This is a genomic window from Deinococcus sp. Arct2-2 (assembly GCF_004801315.1).
GTDB lineage: Bacteria > Deinococcota > Deinococci > Deinococcales > Deinococcaceae > Deinococcus.
In genome coordinates this window covers 16395-35641 of sequence record NZ_SSNW01000032.1, presented here as the reverse complement: position 1 = coordinate 35641, position 19247 = coordinate 16395, and the positions used below count along the sequence as shown (strand labels likewise).

The window sequence follows — 19247 nt, the reverse complement described above, 5'->3', positions numbered from 1 at the left end:
CGCTGGTGAGACAAAAATGTAAGGTGGACGCTCTTATACTCGCGTGAGGATTTCTCACGTTGCTCACTTGCGCCGCTCCGGATCGGGTCAACGCCTAGGGTGTTTCCTTTTCTCTGCTGATGCGGCGCAGTTATGAACCGCCCCGCTCCGCCTTCCCCCTGATTCTTGCCCCCTTCCCGCCCTTTCCTCTGAGGTTCTTCCCATGACGAACGCCGTGTACTCCATGATTGTGCGTGCCCTTGCAGGCAGTGTGTCTGAACGCGCCGCCGAAACGATGCTGCGTGCCGCGCTGCGCGAACAGAACCTGACTTCGGAAGGCGTCAGCGCCTTAGAAATGCAGCGGGTCTTGTCGGGGCCGCTGCTCAACCGCTTGTCTACGGTGTTGCCGCAGGCCCGCGCCCGCGCCGAATTGCAGGCGCTTGCCAGCCGCCTAGAGGTGCAGTACCCCAAAGCGCCCACCCTGTTCAACGACACCCGCCCGGTGGCCGCGTGGGATGAAAACCCTGTGATGACCAACACCCGTTGGGACGACCTGCCGCACCTGAATGCCGATGATTTTGAATTTGACGATCCCGATTACACGGGGCCAACCGAAGTCAAAAGCTACGCGCTCGATTCGGCCAGCGGCCAAGACGACCTGATTCTGGAATTTGCCCGAATGCAGGGCGTATTGGGCGTGATGGTCTGCCGCTCTACGGGCGAAGTGTTGCGCGTGCGGGCGCTGCGAGATGCGGCGGGCCTCAGCGGGGTGGTGGCGGCCACCGCCATGTTGTTTCAAAAACGCGCCCTAAAACTGATGTCGGCAGATTTGGGCGGCCAAACGGTGTGCATGAGGCCGCTGGGCCAGTACTGCGTGGCGGTGGTGGCCGGGCCGAACATCAATGTGGGCCGCCTGCTGGCCGAATTGGGTCAGGTTCAGGTTCGGGTCACGGTATGAAGACCAGTGAGAATCACGGCGGGCAGTGGGCCAAAGCGTCCGCCGCCTTCGCAGGCACCGTGCTGCTGGCCCTCTTGGGCAGTGCGGGCGCACAAGACCTGAGCGCCTACAACGCGGTTGCCACCAGCCTCGACGCGGCGTACACGGCCCGCACCACCAGCGCGGAAGCCACCCTGACGCAGCTTGACCGGGCGGCAGAGTCCTTCAAGCAGCTTGATCCCACCTTGCGCAACCGCCAGATCGCAGGCGGCATCAGCGACGCACTGGCGGGCGCACGCGCTGCACTGGCCCGCACGCCCGCCGAGGTACAGGCCCAGATTTTGCTGGCGCGTGGCCTGATGCGCCGCGCCCTGCAAGACCAGACCCTGACCCTGCTGGCGGGCGCACCCGCCAACGGCGACGCCCAACTGCGCGTGCTGGCGCGTGAATTTGGCCTGAGTGCTTCGGGCGCACAAGCCCTGACCACCGATGCACGCGCCGGGAAGCTGGAGCGCGTAGCTTGGCGCTTGCAACGTTCGGCGGCCTTGCAGGTCAGTACGGCGTTGGCCTCGGCCCGCCCGGTTCGCAGCGGCGCGGCTTACCTGAATCTGGCGCGGGCCACCGGTTGGTTTACGGTGGTGCAAAACGCGCAGGGCGTGGGCAGCCTGAAAGTCGAGCAGTTTACGGGCGCACTGGGGCAACTCACAGCAGGCGAAACGGCGGCGCTGGGTCAGTCTCTGACGGCGCTCAGAACGGGCACGGCGGCCCTGAACCGCGCCTTAGCCAATCCGCCCAAAGCAGCGGTGGCGGGCGGCACTGCTCCAGCGGGTGGCACTGCCCCGGCAGGCGGCACGGCGCCCACGCCCTCTCCCATTCAAGTTCCTCCCACGCCAGCGCCGACAACCACGCCTGACCCTACGCCCGCCCCAACGACGGCACCCACCGCAGCCGCGCGGGGTATGGACGGCGTGTACGGCGCACTGGGCCGCGCCCTGAACGCTGCCAGCCACGCCGACGGCCCCACCGCCCGCACCGCTTTGGCTTCGGCCACTACGGCATTGGCGACTACCTCCGAAGACACCCGGAGCGACAGCGGCTACCCCGATCTGGTGCAAGACCTGACTGCCGCGCAAACCCGCCAAGCCCTGCGCCCCGCCGATATTCAGGCTCTCATCGGAGAAGTGGGCAACTTGGAACGCCGGGTGGCCGGACAGCCTGCCAGTGCCCTGAACGCGACTTCGGCGGGTGTGGCCCGCTCGTTTGGCGGCTGGCTGCGCGTCATCGTATTCGCACTGCTGGCGCTGTTGGCGTTTATTCCGCTGTACCTGCTGAACCTCGCCTTCGGGGGCCGCAACACCTATTGGCGGGCCATTGCCGGGGGCCTGATTTTGCTGCTGCTGCCGCTGCTGCTCGAGGGTCTGATGGGACTGTTGGGCGCAATTGGGGACGCTACCGGCGTGGGCTTCCTGCGGGCCGCCACCAACTTCAGCTTGATGCAGGGCGCGTATGGCCTGCCGCTGTGGGCGCTGACCAGTGCGCTGGCGATTGGCCTGACCGCCTTCGGATTCCGGGGCCTGTGCGAGCAATTTGGGCTGCTCGGCAAACCCAGCACGCCCAAAAACGCCACCCAGCAGAGCTTGGACTGGGATGAAGAAGTATGACCCAGAGTCCGGCTAGGGGCATGGGTTTCAACACTGCCGTCCGTGTTTGGAGCGCAGACGGTACGGCCCCCACGCCTTTCCCACTCACCACTGACCACTCACCACTGACCGAAAGCTTTGCCCCATCAATGACGAATGGCACAACGACAGCGTGTGGGCGCGGCGGTAGGCTGAACTTATGAGTCCCTCCGCCTTGCACCGCCTGCCCGTGCGGATGTTGGGTGACCTGGTGTCGCCCCGCGCCCTAGAGCGCATCTTGCAAGACGCCGCGCAAGCTCGCGGCACCACGTCCGAAAAACTCGACGCTGGAATGCTCGAAGACATTCTCAAGCGGGAAGTTTTCAAGAGATTGCAACTGAGCGTTCCGGCGGCTCTCGCCAAACGGCGCGTGTCGGACGTGATCGATCAATTGATGAAGACTACGCAGGAACGCCTGCTGCCCAGTTTTGCCGAGAACACCATCGTGCAACTGGAAGACGGGGCCAAGCGGTTCGGGCTGTACTTCGACTGGCCCGAAGCTCAGCGCCTGCGCGGCATTTTGGGTGTGGCACGGCAGGAAGAAGAGGCCGGAAAAGATACCGGGATGCTGCTGCAAGAGGGTCAAGACCTGATTGCCCGCATGGAGCGCCGCCTGCAAGAAGGGCTGGTGGCACAGGCGCAGGATTTGGCGGAATTGCAAGCCACCTTCCGGCGGGTGCAGGCGATGGGCGGCAAAGAAGTGCGCCGCTTGGATAACCTGATCACGCAGGTGGCGGATGCCCAAAAGCAGGGCACGCTGCTGCCTGCCGAGGTAGAACGCGCCCGCAACATCACCTTTACCCTCCGCAAGCAACTGGAATCGTCGGTGGTGCAGACCCTGACCGCCGAAGGAACCGTAGACGCGCCCCAGATGGTTCCCGTGTCTGCCGAAGTGCAGGCCGAGGCACAGGCCCGCGTGTTGGTGCTGGAGCAAGAACATGCCACCCGCCAACTGGCCGACTTGGGCCGCGAATTTGGGCCGCTGCTGCACGCCCGCGCCGACTTGGACGCCCGTCATAACAAACTGAAGAACCAGCAGCACGGCGGTTCGCTGCTGCCCGAAGTGGTGAGTGCGTGGCGCATTGAGCTGGAAGCGGCGCGTGACGCAGCCCTGAGTGTGCAGCGTGCGGAACTCGACAGTATTGCTGCCCAACTGGTCGGACTGCCGGACAGCGCGGCGGTGCAGGCTGCCCGCCTAGCGCTGGATGTAGCCCGAATGACCGTCAGCGGCGGCGGACTGGCTACCGACGAACTGCGCGAACTGAGCGCCACCCTGAACACCCTCACCAGCCCAGATTTGGATCAGGCCGCCGCAGAACTGCTGCTGGAGCGCCAGCGCGAACTGATGGACGTGGAACGCGCCGCCCGCGATGTTCCCGGCGCAGACATGGATTTGGCCCCCGCGCTTGAGGCCGCCCGCGCTGCACTGGCACGCGGCGAAGACGTAGACCCGGCCACCCTCTGGACACTGCTGGAACGCCGAATGGGAGAGGCCGCCCAGCAACGCGAAGACTTCGATGCCCGCGCCGATCATGTGGTTCACGAATACGACACGGTGCGGCACTTGGCCGGAGAAACCACCCAGCGCCTTGGCCGCTTGGCCGATACCTTGCGTGCCCAGCGGCGTTTAGGCCCGATGTCTGCCGATGCCCGCGAAAACTACGCCCAAACCTTGGCCGACGCCGAAGCCATGCTGCAAGAAGCCCGCGCCGAATACCGCGCCGCACAGGAAGTCACCTCTACCTTCGGGGCCGACGCGCTGAGCGGCCTGCTGGACGTGTTCGACTTTGGTGGGGGGCTAGGTGGCGGAGGAATGGGTGGAGAAGACGTGGGCGGCGGTGCGCTAGGGGGCCTATTTGGCGGTGCTGTGGGAACGGTTGCGGCGGCTCCGGCTTCTGCTGCCCCGCGCCCCAACGACGCTTGGTTGGTACAAGGCGGCGTGATTTTGGAAGGTGTGCACGATGCTAGAGCCGTGCAATTGGCGAGTCTGTTGGAACAAGCTGGCGCACTCGGCCTGCGTCACCTCAGCGCCAGCGACGCAGCTTCGGCGTGGGTGGCCCGGCAAGACGCACAGGGCCGCTGGCGACTGGCCCGCGCCCGCGACGAAGCCAGCCTCAGCCTGAATGCTGGGCGCTGGGTGGAGGGGGGGTAGAGGAGCAGGGGTATTGGAATACAGGGCACTGCGGCGCTTCATGCTCTTTAGGGTGTGAAGCGTTTTTATGTGCAGAGGGCCGTGAACAAGTCATTTGCTCCACGTCATTTGGCCCAAGTCATTTGGCCCAAGTCATTTGGCACAGGCGCGGCGAGAATGAACGCTTTAGCTTGAGCCTCACCAACCTGCCCCGCGCCGCGTTGGAAAGGAAGCCATGACTTACGCTGACGCCGATCTGCTGAACATCATCGACATAGAAGCCACCTGTTGGGATACCCAGCCGCCGCCCGGACAGGTCAACGAAATTATAGAAATCGGTCTATGTGTGCTGAACCTCCGCACGCTGGAACGCGTAGAGCGCCGCAGCATCAAGGTGCGCCCAGAGCGGTCAGAAGTGAGCGCCTTTTGCACCGAACTGACGGGGATTACGGCGGCAGACGTACAGGGCGGCCTGACCTTTGCAGAGGCATGCGAAATGCTGCGCCGTGAGTACCACGCCGATTCGCGCTCTTGGGCCAGTTGGGGAGACTATGACCGCAATCAATTCAGGCGGCAGTGCGGGGCGACAGGCGTGCCGTACCCGTTCAGTTCGCGCCACAGCAACGCCAAACAGGTCTATGCCGCTGCCCACAACTCGCCGCGATTGGGCATGGCGCAGGCCTTGGCGCACGCGGGTTTACCCCTAGAAGGCCGCCACCACTGCGGCGAAGACGACGCTTGGAATATCGCCGCACTGGTGGCTGGACTAGTGCAGGCGGGGCAGTGGCCTGCTGCGGACTAAACCAAATCCTGTACCCCAAACAAAGACCCGCGCCGCGCTTCCAGTAGCCCCAACGCTTTGTGATCCAGCCGCGACAGGGCGGCGTCCTGCACGGGCGTCCGGGCCTGCGCTGAGTTGGCGGCGTACACGTCCAGCACGATGCGGCGGTGTGTCATGGCGTGCGTGACTGTGCCCAACATGGCCCCCGGCGTGGCGTCTAAGCGGGTGCATAAGCGGGCCAAAGCCTCTGCCGCCGCTTCATCCGGCTCCCGCAGTTCGGAGGGCAAGCCCATCAGACCGCCCAACAAGGCCCCTTGGCGGCGCTCCAGCACAGCGTTTTCCCCGTTGCCGATCAGGACGGCCACCGCCCCCACATCCCGCACCGCTGCCCGCACTTTGGGGGCCGGAAACGCTGTCGGCTCGCCACTGGCGCTCGCCTCACACCACGCGGCCAGCGGGCACGCTTCGCAACGCGGCGCTTTGGGCGTGCAGATGGTGGCTCCTAAGTCCATGACCGCTTCGTTGAAGGCTCCGGGACGACTCTGGGCAAGCAGAGCGTCGGCCCGCGCCTGCACCCAAGGTTCAGTAGGCAGACGTTCGCCGTACAGCCGCGCCAGCACGCGCCGCACGTTGCCGTCGTTCACGGCCCGCCCCTCGTTGAAGGCGAGGCTAGACACTGCCGCCGCTGTGTATGGCCCCACCCCCGGCAAGGCCAGCCAACCCGCATAGGTGCTTGGAACGCCGCCCGTCACCATCACGCCCGCTGCCTTGTGCAAATTGCGGGCGCGGGCGTAGTAGCCGCAGCCCTCCCACGCCTTCAGCACGGCGTCTATGGGCGCTTCGGCTAACGCCTGCACACTCGGAAAGGCCGTTAGAAAGCGCTCGTAGTACACCAACCCCCGCGCCACCTGCGTTTGCTGAAGCAGGATTTCGGCTACCCACACGCGGTACGGATCGCGTGCGCCTTCTTCGCCCAAGCGCCACGGCAGCGCCCGCCCGGAGTGGTCAAACCACGACAGGAGCGCCTCCTGCACGGCGGGAATGGGTTTTCCTTGCTGGGGCGGGGCGGGGGTCACGGGCTGAGTGTAAAGGGGTGGGGCAGGAGTTTCCGTGATGAAAGGCGGGAAGAACAACCCCCAGTCTGCTTCGCAGCCAGCCCCCCTCAAGGGGAGCGCAACAGCTTTTGGTCCTCCCCTCTAAGGGGGGGCGTTGCGCCAGCAACGGGGGGGTTCACCTTCCACCTCCGCCTCCCTCCCCGCCCAACTCCCGCCTACCTCACCCCGCCCGCCGCGCCCCCGCTTTAGACTGTGCAGGTGAATGAATTGTGGGGGCAAGGGTCAGTGCAACGTGGTCAGAGGTCAGAAGAAAAATGCCGCCTGCTGGGGCCAATCTCGGCCCTGAGCCTTGCCGTACACCCCACACTCCACACCCCACATGCCCCCGCTGATACGGCCTCCGTCCAACGGGCCGGACTGAATTCCAGACAGACGGGATTCAACCGGAATAAGGCCTCCCGATGAGCGCCATTTATCAGCGGGCGCGGCCTATTCGTTGGGATGAAGTGGTGGGGCAAGAACATGTCAAAGATGTGCTGCGAGCCGCTCTGGAACAGGGCCGCGTGGGGCACGCCTACCTGTTTTCGGGGCCGCGTGGCGTGGGCAAAACCACCACCGCCCGCCTGATCGCCATGACCGCCAACTGCACCGGGCCAAGTCCGAAGCCGTGCGGCGAGTGCGAATCGTGCCTGAGTGTGCGAAGCGGCAACCATCCCGACGTGCTGGAAATTGACGCGGCAAGCAACAACTCGGTAGACGATGTGCGCGACTTGCGCGAGAAAGTGGGCCTCGCGGCCATGCGCGGCGGCAAAAAAATCTACATTCTGGACGAAGCGCACATGATGACGCGCAACGCCTTCAACGCGCTGCTGAAAACGCTGGAAGAACCGCCCAGCCACGTTATTTTTATCCTCGCCACAACCGAGCCGGAAAAGATCATCCCAACTATTCTGAGCCGCTGCCAGCACTACCGATTCCGCCGCCTGACGCCCGAAGAAATCGCCGGAAAATTGGCGGGCTTGGCGCAAAAGGAAGGCATGAACGCCGACCCGGACGCCCTGCAACTGATCGGGCGCTTGGCCGATGGAGCCATGCGCGACGGCGAAAGCCTGCTGGAACGGATGCTGGCGGCGGGCACGGCGGTCACGCGGGCAGCCGTAGAAGACGCCTTGGGCCTGCCTCCCAGCGAGCGCGTGCGCGGCATCGCTTCGGCCCTGATGCTGGGCGATGCAGGCGGCGCGATTCAGGGTGCGGGCCAGCTCTACCGCGATGGATTCGCGGCCCGCACGGTGGTAGAAGGCTTGGTGGCGGCCTTTGGGTTGGCCCTCCACGCCGAACTTGGCTTGGGCGGCGAGAAGATGGACGGCGCAGACGTGCCCCGGCTTCTCAAATTGCAGGCCGCGCTGGACGAACAAGATTCCCGCTTTGCCCGCTCTGCCGATGGCCTGAGCCTAGAACTCGCGCTCACACACGCGCTGTTGGCTGCCGACGCCGGGGGCGGAGGTATCGCTTCTGCCAGTGCGGGCCGCACCCAAACCGCCGCCGCCATTCCCGCCGACATGACCCAACGTCTGAACCGTCTAGAAAAAGAATTGGCGAGCCTGAAAGCGGGCGGAGCGCGGGTGGCGACTTCTGGCCCTGCGGTGGCCGACTTCGATCCGGGGGCGCGGCAGAGTGTGGGGGCCAGAAGCAACGGGCCTGCGCCTGTGCGGGAAGCCGTCAACGCTGCGCTAGAAGACTTGGAAGAAGCCGCGCCAGCCGCAGTGCAGGGCAGTTGGGCCGAGGTGACCCGGCAGGCCAGCATGCAACTCCGGGCCTTCCTCAAGCCTGCCCGCACGCACGCCGAAGCCGGATTTGTTAGCCTGACTTACGACGATAAGAACGCTTTTCATGCCAAGCAAGTGGTGAGCAAATACGACGAACTGGCTGCGCTGGTGCTGCGTGTGTTCGGGCCGGTGGCGTTTGAATTGGTAACACCGGAAGGTACCAAGCGGCAGAAGATGGGCGCTGGTGGAATAAATACTGGGGCAATGGGAACTGGTGCAGTGGCTCAGGCTGTTTCGACTCCGGCTCCAGCCCGTGCCAAAGCCGCCGCGTCACCCACTCCGACGCCCGCCGCCTCCATCCCCCCAGCGTCCGAAGTGCCAGCCTTCCAGCCCACCCGCACCCAGCGCCCCGCCACCACTCCGGCCCCCAGTAACCCTGCCACCAGCAACCGGGGGCCAGAGTTTGCGCCGATAGACACGGCTCCTGTGGCGTCCAAGCCTGTTCAGAACGTGGCCGTCCAGCCCGCGCCCCGCACTGCTCCAATTGCCACGATAGAACCGCCCGCTGCCCGTGTTCATCAGCGTTCCAGCCCTGACGATGTGGCCGCCGCACCGCTGCCCGAACTTGACCCCGCCCCTTGGGAGGCCGAACACGTTGCCGACGCGCCGCCCGCGCCTAGCGATGCCGGAAGCGGAGACCGCATTACGCCTGTGGGGGCCAGCCGCGAACTGTATATCGTGGAGGCTATCACCGAAGAACCCGATTGGGGCGATGTAGGCGGCGAGTTTCAGGCCCAGACGCCACAGGGCAGCACGGCTCAGAGCAGCACCTCTCCACCGTCATTAGATGACGCGCCCTATGCCTCCTTCATGCCCGAACGTGCCGCACCCGCACCCCGACCCGACCCTGTGCCCAAGCTGACGCCGCCAGAGCTGAAAGCCACGCCTCTCAAGGCTGCACCGGGCCGCCCCGCCGACATCCGCGCCCACCCCATATATGAGGAAATCAAAGGCAGATTCTCGGGCCGCGTGCGCGAAATCGGCAAGAACCGCAACCCTGCGTCTGTGGTGGCCGAAACCGATGGAGAGGATGAGGACGTGGGCGAGGTCTAGTTCAAGGCAACAAGAAGCGGGAAGCTTGGCTGTGTGCCTTGCTTCCCGCTCCTGCTTTAGTCCAGCAGGTTTAGATGTCGGCGCAGAGAGGAATCACGCTGGGCGTTCCGCTCTCGTGAATGTTGATGTAGGCGGCGTCTTTCAGGTCTGCGGTGGTCTGGAAGCCCTTAATGGTGACTTTGCCGTCAGCGTCGCTGCTAAATACGGTGTCGCCACCAATTTTGCCGCCTACGACAGGGCCGCCAGACGTGCAGTCGTTGGTGCTGCCTGCCGCTGTGCCCTTGGAGTGAAAGTGAGCGATATAGGCGGTGTTGGCTTTCAGGCCAGTGGCCGTGAGAACCGTGCGGCGGTCTCCACCCGTAAGATCGACGTACACAGCGGTTCCGGCGGCGGCGGTGTAGCCACTGGCGGTGTTCAGTAGGGCCGAAAAGTCCTTGCTGACGCTGTTGCCCACCACGTTGGGTTGGTTGCAGGCGGAAAGGGCGAGGGTGCTGACGAGAGCCATCATTGCGATTCGTTTCATGTAAATACCTCCGTAATTGACCTGACCGTAAGTTAACACGGAAATGAAGAGGGCGTGAGCATAAATGGGTACAGTTTGCAGAAGTCCCATTTCGAGAAGTCCAATTTGAACAAGTGCAGTGGGGCGGCAAGCTTCCAGCAATTAGGGGCGGCCCTAGGGGCAACTTACGTCGGAGCGAGTAGGGCGACAAGCCGAGAACGGTAGGCGTCGTCCCAGCCGACGCGCTTTCTATTTTTGGCAAGACCCCCAGCAGTGCCTTCGAGCCGCATGAGATTTAAGGCCCAGCGTCGAAGGGTGGCGAGATTTTCTGGGCCGTGGTCTGTCCGGGTCTTCGAGTCATCTTCGCGAAATGCGACATCAAGCACCCAGTGGAGCCTGTTTTCGATGTGCCAGTGGGTGCGAATCCCCTGTAAGGCACGGGAGGCATCAACCGGAAGGGGACTCAGGAAATAGCGGTCTTCTTGGGACAGGACGCCCTTGATGGTGCGCTGTGAGCGCACCATGACGACGCTGTGGAGGCCGGGCCACGCATGGTGATCGAGAAAGGGCGCAGCAGGCAGCATCCAACAGGTTCGCCGTTCTTGACGGGCACGCTGTTGTTCCACGGTGTCGATGTGTGACAGCGTGTCACCGGGTGTCGCCTCTTTCAAGACCATCTCGAACAGGTCTTGGACGTCTTCAAACAGGCGGCCCTGATTGCCCTTGAGGGCCAAGAGATCCTGCGCCTGTACAGACACCAGTTTCTTGGCCACGTCGCGCTGAGTGCCCATGGCATCCAACGTCACCACACACCCAGACAGTTCCAGCAGTGAGAGCGTGTCCAGCACGCTGGGAAGCGTGCTGATCTCATTGCTTTTACCTTCCACGGCGGTGGCGGTCAGACACAAGCCTTGCCGAGCAGCCCAGACATTCACCCTAGGGATGCCCGGCACCTCATCGGCGGACGTGCCCCGCAGCCGTTTGCCATCGATACTCACGATGTCCCCACCGTGCAATCGTCCGCCAATGGCTTGACGAATCCAGTCCAGTGCACTGGACTGGAAATGGACAGGATCGAGTTGAGCAAACACGCGCCGAAAGGTCCCGTGATCTGGAATCCGGCGAAGCTCTAAAAAACCCTTCAACCACGCCTCGTTGGTCTCCCCAAAGGCTTGGATTTCTGGATACGTGTCTGCCCCACTCATCACCGCACACAGGGCAATGGTCACGATATTCACTCAGCTGTGATGCAGTCCTCGCGGCTTGCGCGCATCGGGAATCTCCGCAAAACTCGACACCGCTTGCCTCAATTGCTCGTCAGTCACCCCTCAGTTTCTAACGCCGACGTAAGTTGCCCCTGGGGGCGGCCCGCCGTTCATGCTTGCTCCGTACCGGTGCGCTAGCCTGAGCGCCGAACCTATGCCCTCCTTCCAACCTCCGCGCCGCGCCGCCGCCCTCGCCCTCTCTCTGGCGTTGGTGTTGCCCACTCTTGGAGGTTTGGCGGGCGGGTCTGCGGCAGTGCCAGTGCCTATACCAGCGCCGGTGCCAGCCCTGCCTGCTGCCGCCACAGACGCGCCCAAACAACCTGTTCCGGTGGCCGCCGTACCCACTGTGGCGACGCCCGCTCCGGCGGCGGTTCAGGTGCGCGGCCTATGGGTAGACGCTTTCGGCCCCGGCCTGAAGACCTCGGCGCAGGTGCGGCGCATGGTAGACGACGCCGCCAAAATGGGCATCAACACGCTGTTCGTGCAGGCCATTCGCCGTTCCGATTGCCTGTGCCGCCGCTCCAGCCTGCCCATGATTACCGACGCCGACTTGCAACCGGGCTTCGATCCGCTGGAAGCCGTCATCAAGCTCGCCAAGCCGCGTAGCATGCGTGTGATCGCGTGGGCCAGCGTCACCGGAGTTGCCAACGCTGCCGTGCCCAACAGCAATCCGGCGCATATTTCACGCACGCACGGGCCAAACATGGGGGCGCAGTCTTGGTATTCCCGCCGCCCTGATGGAACGTATTTAGAGGGCAGCGACGCTTGGCTGGATGTAGGCATTCCTGCTGCCGCCGATTACATTACGGCGGGCGTGGTCAGTTTGGTCAAAAACTATGCTGTAGACGGCATTCAGCTAGACCGAATCCGTTACCCCGACGGCGGCGTGTGGGGCTACGATCCCAAAGTCATCGCCCGCTTCAATGCCGAAACGGGGGCCACTGGCATTCCTGCCGCCGCCGATCCCGCGTGGCAAGACTGGAAGCGAGATCAGGTCACGGCCCTCGTGCGCCGAATCGCGCTGGAAGTGAAGGGCGTGCGCTCTAATTTGTGGGTCACGGCGGCCACCATTACTTATCTGCAACCGCCGCGTGCGGGCGATCTGGTGTCGTTCCGGCGCACCCGCACCTACAACGATGTGCTGCAAGACTGGCCTACATGGATGCGTGACGGCCTGCTCGACCTGAACGTGATCATGAACTACAAGCGCGACGGTATGGCCGATCAAGCCGCGTGGTTTGACGGCTGGAACGCCTTTGCGGCCTCTATGCGCCCCCGCGCCGATGGCGGGCAGGCCGAACTGGCGGTGGGCACGGCGCTGTACCTGAATTCCCCAGCAGTCATCGCGGCACAGGCGGCCCGTGCAGTGAACGCGGGCCTCGGCTGGGTGGGCTACTCCTACCGCACGCCCAACGTGGATGTGTACGGCAATAAGGCCACCACCGCGCAAGGTCTGGACGTGATCCGCGCCCTGCTGACCGCCCCCGGAGCCGCCCTGAATGTGCCTACCCGCTGGACAGCCAGCCCACCTACCTCACGCGGACTGTTGGGCCGGGTCACGGGCGCACCCGTACTGGGCAACCGCGTGGTAGAAGCCCTGCAAGGCGGCGAAGTGGTGGCCCGCTCCCTCACTGACGGCAACGGTTACTACGGCTTTGCGGCCCTGAAAGCGGGTAGCACCGAAATCCGTGTGAGTGGGCAGCGGTGGGTGGATACCATTCCGGCAAAGGGCGTGGTGCGCCTGCCTGACCTGTTGGTGCGGGATTTGCAACCTGTTCCGGCGCTGCCGCCTGCGAAGAGTGTGCCTGTGTCGCCCGCGCCAGTCGTAACGCCCGCTCAGCCCTGAGGGTTCAGTGGGTGGAGAGCGGGAAAGGTGTGCTAGTCAATCAATCCAAGTTATAGGCAAGTTCAGAGAAAGTCAGCCTACTGACTCTGGATTCGCCCCCAGACTGTTGAGGTTCGGTAGCCTCATGCTCCTGCCCTCACCGCCATAAAGCGCCCCTTGCCTCTGCCCCCGCCGCGTTACACTGCCGCTATGACCCTTCCGAATGCAGAGGCCGAAGGCGGCCTGACGCCCTTTGAATTCCGCGAAACGCTGGGGCGCTTTGCCAGCGGCGTCACCATCGTGACCACCCTAGACGGCCAGCAGCGCCGGGGCATGACCGCCAGCGCCTTCGTCTCGGTCAGCCTCACGCCGCCGCTGATTCTAGTCAGCGTGGATCACCGCGCCCATATGCACGCGGTCTTGGGCCGCCCCGAAACCACCCGCTTTGGCGTGAATCTGCTCAGCAGCACCCAGCGCCACCTCTCCGACCACTTTGCCGGACGCCCCGGCCCCGAAGAAAGTGTGCCTTGGTTTGAGCATGAAGGCCTGCCCCTGATTGGCGGCTGCATTGCCCAACTGGTGTGCCGCAAGCAGCAAATGATCGTGGCGGGCGACCACACCCTGTACCTAGGATTCGTGGAATACGCCCGCTACACCGACGACGATCCGCTGGTGTACTTCCGGGGCCAGTACCACGAGTTGGGGTAGGGTAGAGCAGGAGAGGCTGTGGTCCTCCCCTCAAGGGGGGGCGTTGCGGAAGCAACGGGGGGGTTCACCTTCCAAGTCAGATTAAAGCCGCGTGTAAACCCCCCAGTCTGCTGCGCAGCCAGCCCCCCTTGAGGGGAGCGCAACGGCTTTTAGTCCCCACCTCTAAGGGGGGGCGTTGCGTCAGCAACGGGGGGTTTACACGCGGCTCAACTTCCCTCAGTGACTATGCCTAGTGGCTATGCCCCGCTCCCGTCCCGCGCTTCCCACTTACCTCTTCACGCACTTCGGCCACCAAGTAGGTGCAGGCTTCGGCACAGGGAATGGCCCCCGGCACACCGTCGAAGAAGGTGCGCGGCAACTGTTCGGAGGCCCACAGGCGCGTGCGGAGGCACCCGCTGCACACGTCCTCGGCCACATGCTCCACCTGTTCCGGCGTGGCTTTTTGCACCTTGGCATAGATTCCGGTTTGGCGGCGGGCGGTGGTGGCCCAAGGCGTGGCCCGCAGCGCGTGTTGCTGGTGCGCGTAGCCCTCTTCCACAATCGCCGGATACAGCGCGTGCATGGCGCGAGGCAAGTCGGCTTCACTCAGTACGGCACGCCAGCCACGCGGCAGATTGCGGAGGGTATGCACCGGGCGGTGGTGGCCGCCTTCGTCGCGGCGGGTCTGGTCGCGCAGGCCTTCGGGCGTCACGGTGGTGGTCAGGTCGCCGCCGGGAATGCCTTCATCCAGCGCGTGGCGTACCTCGAACATGCCCAGTTGCGGCGTAATCAGCACTTCGCCCACACGCATTCCGCGCCGCGCCATCGTCATGAAAGCGGCCCACGCTTGGGCGTGCAGCCGGTCTTCATCGCCGCCGCGCCCGCCTGTGCCGCGTGCTTCTTCGGCCAGTTGCAAAATCACTTCGGCAATGCGGGCGTGTGTGCCCACCGGGCGGGCGTAATGCACAGTTTGTGGGCCGTGAGGATTCTCCGGAAATTCGGTCACGGCCCCCGTCAGGCCCATATCTTCGGGGATGGTTTCCAGCGTGTGCCAGCCCTCGGAGGCGAAGAAAGGAACCACCACCACACGCGGCGCATGTACCCGCTCGGGCCACAGACCCACCTTGGGGTCTTCATCGAGAAATAGGGCTTCGACTTCCGAAAACAGCCCACTGTGCCGCAGTCGCTCGGCGTTTTCGTACACCACGCGGTTGCTGTTTTCGTTGCGGGTCGTGCCGTGGCCCAGCACTACCAGCGCAGTCGGCGGCGTGCCTTCCTCCCCCAAATCGGGCAGGGCTTCCCGCGCCCGCTCCAAAATCACGTCGGCCATGCTGGAATGCACGCCGTAAGGCAAGGTATAACGCACGGTTTTGCCGCCCAGCACGCGGGCTACGCCTTCTGGCGGCACTGGCCCTTGATGTCCTAGACCCATTTCACGCGGGATCACCGTTTCGGTAAAGTAGCCCTCGCTGATAAACATAGGAATCACGGTGACATCGGTGCTGGCGGTGGTTTTCAGCACTTGCCGCAGAGAGGGTTCTTCTTTCCAGTAGCCTTCCACCACTTCATCAAAAAGGCCACGCTCGCGAATCAGTTCGGCATACCGGTAAACCGCGCCTGCCGACTCGCCGTTGAGGTGGGAACCATGACCGATCAGGACGAGAGAACGCATACGCCCGCCACTGTAGCGCCGTGCAGAGCGCCGAATTGTCCCTCTTACTGCCGTATTGCTCGGACACCGACCCCAAGCAAGGTTCAGGCGGCGTAAAGCTTGTCCTTAGTGTCTCCTCACCCATTTGACCGGGCGGCTCCGTAGCGTAGAGGCCGTACACAGTTATCTCGGTGCTCTGTGGTTTGGCAGCCAGTCGAACGCCGCTAGTCGGATATAGGGCCGCACCCCTTCAGGAGGTTTCACCATGTTTTTTCAACAAAAAGATCGTCACGAGCAGATGGCTAACCTAGACCCCCGCGACACCAACGGAGACGGCGTCGTCAGCCCGCAGGAAGCCGCCGCCTACATTCAGGACTACCTGCAAACCGCCACCCCGCAGGAGCGTGACGAGTTGCTGCGCGGCTACATGACCCAGATGAGTCCTGATCAGCGCCAGCAGATGGGCGACGCGATTGTGCAGAGTAGTGCCAACCCCGTGCAGAGCGTGCGGGCCGACGATCCCAACGACCTCGCCGACGCTTTTACCCGCACCGCTCAGGCTCCTGCCCAAGATGGCCGCAGCCCTCTCGAAGCAGCCTTTAGTCAGGGCGGCTTACTGGGCAACCCGATGGTGAAAGCCGGACTGGTGGGCCTCGCCGCCATGATCGGCAGCAAGATGCTGCGCCGCTGAAGACCACTTGACTCTAGCCCCCAGCCTGTGTGGTTGGGGGTTTTTTGTTGGGTGTGGGTCAGCAGGTTGGAAGGTGAACCCCCCCCGTTGCTCTCGCAACGCCCCCCTTAGAGGTGGGGACTAGAGGCTGTTGCGCTCCCCTCTCCTGCGGAGCTTTGCAAGTTGAGGAGGGCTGGCTGCACAGCAGACTGGGGGGTTTACACGCGGCTTCAATCTGACTCGGAAGGTTCCCCCGCCTTCCTGTCTCCCCCCTCCCTAAAGCAACCCGCAACGCCTGACCACGCGGCTTACTGTTTTCCCGCCTGCACCCGTTAGAATCGCCTGCAATGCCTCTGTCGTACCTCCCGCGCATAGCGCAGACGCCTGCCCCCACCTTTGATGAGGGGGCGCGGGCCGACCTGATGACCCACCTCTGGCAAGAGCTGGGGTTTACCTGCGAGCGCGACGAAGTGGGCAACGTGCTGACCCGGATTACGCCCCCCGGCACAGAAGGAAAGCCCGCACTGCTGCTGGCGGCCCACCTAGATACGGTGTTCGCGGCAGGCACCGATGTCACGGTGCGCGACGAAAAAACGCGGCTGGTGGGGCCGGGAGTAGGCGACAACAGCGCCAGCCTAGCGGTGGTCACGGCGCTGCTGGCGGGGCACGCCGCGCAACCGGTGGCCCTGCGGCGGCCCCTCTGGGTAGCGGCCAATGTAGGCGAGGAAGGGCTGGGAGACTTGCGCGGCGCAAAGCACTTGATTGCCAAGCACCGGGCCTCACTAGGCGCGTTTGTGGCTGTAGACGGCTACTTGGGCATCGCGGTCACGCGGGCGGTGGGCGTGCGGCGCTACCGGGCTACATTTATCGGGCCGGGGGGCCACTCTTGGGGCGATCAGGCTCCGAGTGCGTTGCACGCGCTGGGCATCGCCATTGCGGGTCTGTACGCCCTGCACCGTCCCAATACGCCGCGCACCACGCTGAATGTGGGCCTCGCGTCGGGCGGGAACAGCGTCAATTCTATTGCCGGAAGCGCCGAACTCCTTCTTGATCTGCGCTCGCTGGATGCCAAAGCCCTAGCCGAACTCGACAGCCGCGCTCAGGGCGTGCTGCACAGTGCGGCGCGGGAAGCGGGCGTGAATGTGCGCCTAGAGCGGGTCGGAGACCGTCCGGGCGGCGACCTGCGCTCCGGCCCCCTGCTGGATATGGCCCACGAAGCTGCCCGCGAAGGCCGCATGGATTTGCGCCTCGCCTCCAGCAGCACCGATGCCAACGCCGCTGTGCCGCACGACTTGCCCGCTATTGCGGTGGGCGTGTACCGGGGCGGCAATGCTCACCGCGAAGACGAATGGGTGCAGCACAGCAGCCTCACACCGGGCCTGCGCTTTTTGCGCCGCATGGTGGAGTTGTACCAACACCGCCCACTGCCGTAGCTGGACGCTGCCGGACTGGTCTGTGACCCGTACTCTGTAACCCGCACTGTCCTAAACAGCCGCACTGTCCCGAACAGATTTCGGCGGAGGGTCAACGAGTCACCTTCCTCCCGCTCGGCACTGGCCCACAATCTGAAAAAGTACCGAATCACACGGGTTTTTTGTAACCTGTGTGGGGATTGTTTCCCACCCATTTCCCATCTGTTCAGAGCAGAATAAGGGTCAATATGAAGCCAACGCAGCGCCGCATCCCACGCGCCCCAAGATCGGCGCTCACTTCAGCACTTCAACTGTCGCTCTCTCTGTCGCTGATGTTCAGTTTGCCCGCTCTGGCGCAGTCGCAGGTGGGCAGGCCGGGCAGTGCCACCAGCACTCAGTTTAAGTCTGCGGCTTCGGTGTCTCCGGCTCAGGCGGTATTCGATCAGGTGAACTTGCTGCTGCAAACGTCGTATGGCGGCCTGTCTCCAGTAGACCGTGAGGGCCTTGCCCGCGAGTATCAGCTCAGGCTAGACGCCGTATGTGCGCCCACCCCCACCAACTGCGCCGCCGAAAAGTCTTACCCGGTCATAGAGGCTGAAATGACCGCGCTGGACGACGAACATACCTTTTTTCAGACCCCGGAAGATTTTCAGGAATTTGTTGCCAGCGCTACGGGTGGTAACCGCAGACAATTTGGCGTGAAATTGGCCCTGCTGGACGGCCAACAGCGCGTAGTGTTGGAAGTCGTGCCCAACAGTGTGGCGGCAGGGGCCGGGTTGCTGCGCGGCGATGTCCTGACCAGCATTGACGGTCAGCCCTACACCTACGACGCCCTGCGTGCAGCGCGGGAAGCGGGGCGGCCCATTGCCCTCGGCGTCAGTACACGCGGCCTAGAGCGGGTCGTCAACCTGACCTCGCAGGAAAGCAGCACCCGCGATTTGCCGCGCCTGAGCTACCAAGCCAGCGCAGACGGTAGCCAAGACGTGGCCGTGATCCGCATTCCTACCTTTATTTCGGGCGGGGGCGTGGCTCAGGGCGTGCATGATCTGGTGGGAGAGGCGCGGGCGCGGGGGGTGCGGGGCATTATCGTCGACCTGCGCGGCAACGGCGGCGGCAGCCTCAGCGAGTGCGACGGCGCGGTCAGTGCCTTTGTGCCCAGCTTTACGCGGGTGGCCCGCAGCGCGGAGGGCAACAGCCGCACGCTGGTCAGCCGGGGAGCGCGGGTAGAGGCCGGACGAACCAGCGGTATCGTGACCAATCCGCAGCTTTGGACGGGGCCACTGTCGGTGCTGGTAGACGGCGGCAGCGCTTCTTGCAGCGAATTTTTTGCCTTCGAGATTCAGAACGCGGCGCGTGGCCCGATTTTGGGTGAAACGACGGCAGGCGTGGGCAATACCGCCACCCGTGTCTTTCCCATCGGAGAAGACGCCGCTCTGCAACTGACCATTCTGAACTACGCCAAACCTGACGGCACGCCGTACCCCACCCGCCTGACCCCCGATATTGCCGACGAGCAGAGCGAAGCCACCACCCGCCTGCTGACTCAGGGTGAAGACGAACTCCTGAATCTGGGGGTCAAGGCGCTGGACGGCGCTCCGGTGTTGTCTCAGGAGCGCGGGCAACCCGGCAGCCCCTAAGCGCCCGCCTGCGACTCCACCCTTAACGGCACTACACCCCTAATGGGGGGAGTCGCAGCCAAAAGCCAGCAGTCACCCCATTAGATGAAGACTGATGACCTGCGCCCAAACGTGAGGCAGACTGTATTTCGCAGGTCTGACCCACCGGTTTTTTACA

General features: G+C 64.0%; 14 protein-coding genes. 10 read left to right on the top strand and 4 right to left on the bottom strand.

Going from position 1 to position 19247, the window contains the following annotated elements; translation table 11 throughout:
• Positions 1-202: 202 nt before the first annotated feature.
• The 4 genes from E7T06_RS13570 (at position 203) to E7T06_RS13555 (ending at position 5528) form a co-directional block, all read left to right on the top strand.
• On the top strand, positions 203-937 hold the full coding sequence (locus E7T06_RS13570; RefSeq protein ID WP_136366319.1) for a roadblock/LC7 domain-containing protein: 735 nt from the start codon (positions 203-205) through the stop codon (positions 935-937).
• A complete protein-coding gene (locus E7T06_RS13565; RefSeq protein WP_136366318.1) occupies positions 934-2577 on the top strand; it encodes a hypothetical protein in 1644 nt (547 codons plus the stop codon). The genes E7T06_RS13570 and E7T06_RS13565 overlap by 4 nt, the downstream gene beginning before the upstream one ends.
• A 178-nt stretch (positions 2578-2755) precedes the next feature.
• Positions 2756-4747 carry a hypothetical protein gene (locus E7T06_RS13560; protein ID WP_136366317.1) on the top strand — a complete coding sequence of 664 codons (1992 nt, stop codon included), beginning with the start codon at positions 2756-2758 and terminating at the stop codon, positions 4745-4747.
• Positions 4748-4961: 214 nt separating this feature from the next.
• Positions 4962-5528 (top strand): 3'-5' exonuclease, encoded by a 567-nt coding sequence (locus E7T06_RS13555; protein ID WP_136366316.1) that lies wholly within the window; start codon positions 4962-4964, stop codon positions 5526-5528.
• Here E7T06_RS13555 and mutY read toward each other — a convergent pair.
• A complete protein-coding gene (gene mutY / locus E7T06_RS13550) occupies positions 5525-6583 on the bottom strand; it encodes an A/G-specific adenine glycosylase (protein ID WP_136366315.1) in 1059 nt (352 codons plus the stop codon). The two genes, E7T06_RS13555 and mutY, sit on opposite strands and share 4 nt — an antisense overlap.
• A gap of 440 nt (positions 6584-7023) precedes the next feature.
• Between mutY and dnaX the strand changes: the two genes are divergently transcribed.
• Positions 7024-9441: a DNA polymerase III subunit gamma/tau gene (gene dnaX, locus E7T06_RS13545; protein WP_136366314.1), complete on the top strand. Its 2418-nt coding sequence runs from the start codon at positions 7024-7026 to the stop codon at positions 9439-9441.
• A gap of 70 nt (positions 9442-9511) precedes the next feature.
• On the opposite strand, the gene E7T06_RS13540 is transcribed toward dnaX, so the two are convergent.
• Positions 9512-9964 carry a hypothetical protein gene (locus E7T06_RS13540; protein WP_136366313.1) on the bottom strand — a complete coding sequence of 151 codons (453 nt, stop codon included), beginning with the start codon at positions 9962-9964 and terminating at the stop codon, positions 9512-9514.
• Between the two features lie 164 nt (positions 9965-10128).
• Complete coding sequence (locus tag E7T06_RS13535; RefSeq protein WP_136366312.1) at positions 10129-11172, bottom strand: ISAs1 family transposase; 1044 nt, start codon at positions 11170-11172, stop codon at positions 10129-10131.
• Positions 11173-11362: 190 nt separating this feature from the next.
• On the opposite strand from E7T06_RS13535, the gene E7T06_RS13530 reads away from it, so the two are divergent.
• Together E7T06_RS13530 and E7T06_RS13525 are read left to right on the top strand one after the other, a co-directional pair.
• On the top strand, positions 11363-13054 hold the full coding sequence (locus E7T06_RS13530) for a family 10 glycosylhydrolase (protein WP_136366311.1): 1692 nt from the start codon (positions 11363-11365) through the stop codon (positions 13052-13054).
• Positions 13055-13243: 189 nt separating this feature from the next.
• Entirely contained in the window at positions 13244-13741 is a 498-nt protein-coding gene (locus E7T06_RS13525; protein WP_136366310.1) for a flavin reductase family protein, read from the top strand.
• Positions 13742-13970: 229 nt separating this feature from the next.
• Here E7T06_RS13525 and E7T06_RS13520 read toward each other — a convergent pair whose 3' ends face one another.
• Positions 13971-15392 (bottom strand): DR2241 family protein, encoded by a 1422-nt coding sequence (locus E7T06_RS13520; protein ID WP_136366309.1) that lies wholly within the window; start codon positions 15390-15392, stop codon positions 13971-13973.
• A gap of 244 nt (positions 15393-15636) precedes the next feature.
• Here E7T06_RS13520 and E7T06_RS13515 point away from each other — a divergent pair, with 244 nt between their 5' ends.
• From E7T06_RS13515 to E7T06_RS13505, 3 genes are all read left to right on the top strand, one after another.
• Positions 15637-16062 carry a hypothetical protein gene (locus tag E7T06_RS13515; protein WP_136366308.1) on the top strand — a complete coding sequence of 142 codons (426 nt, stop codon included), beginning with the start codon at positions 15637-15639 and terminating at the stop codon, positions 16060-16062.
• 326 nt (positions 16063-16388) lie between these two features.
• Positions 16389-17474, top strand: a complete 1086-nt coding sequence (locus tag E7T06_RS13510) for a M20/M25/M40 family metallo-hydrolase (protein ID WP_136366307.1) — start codon at positions 16389-16391, stop codon at positions 17472-17474.
• Between the two features lie 311 nt (positions 17475-17785).
• A complete protein-coding gene (locus tag E7T06_RS13505) occupies positions 17786-19090 on the top strand; it encodes a S41 family peptidase (protein WP_136366337.1) in 1305 nt (434 codons plus the stop codon).
• The last annotated feature ends 157 nt before the right edge of the window (positions 19091-19247 follow it).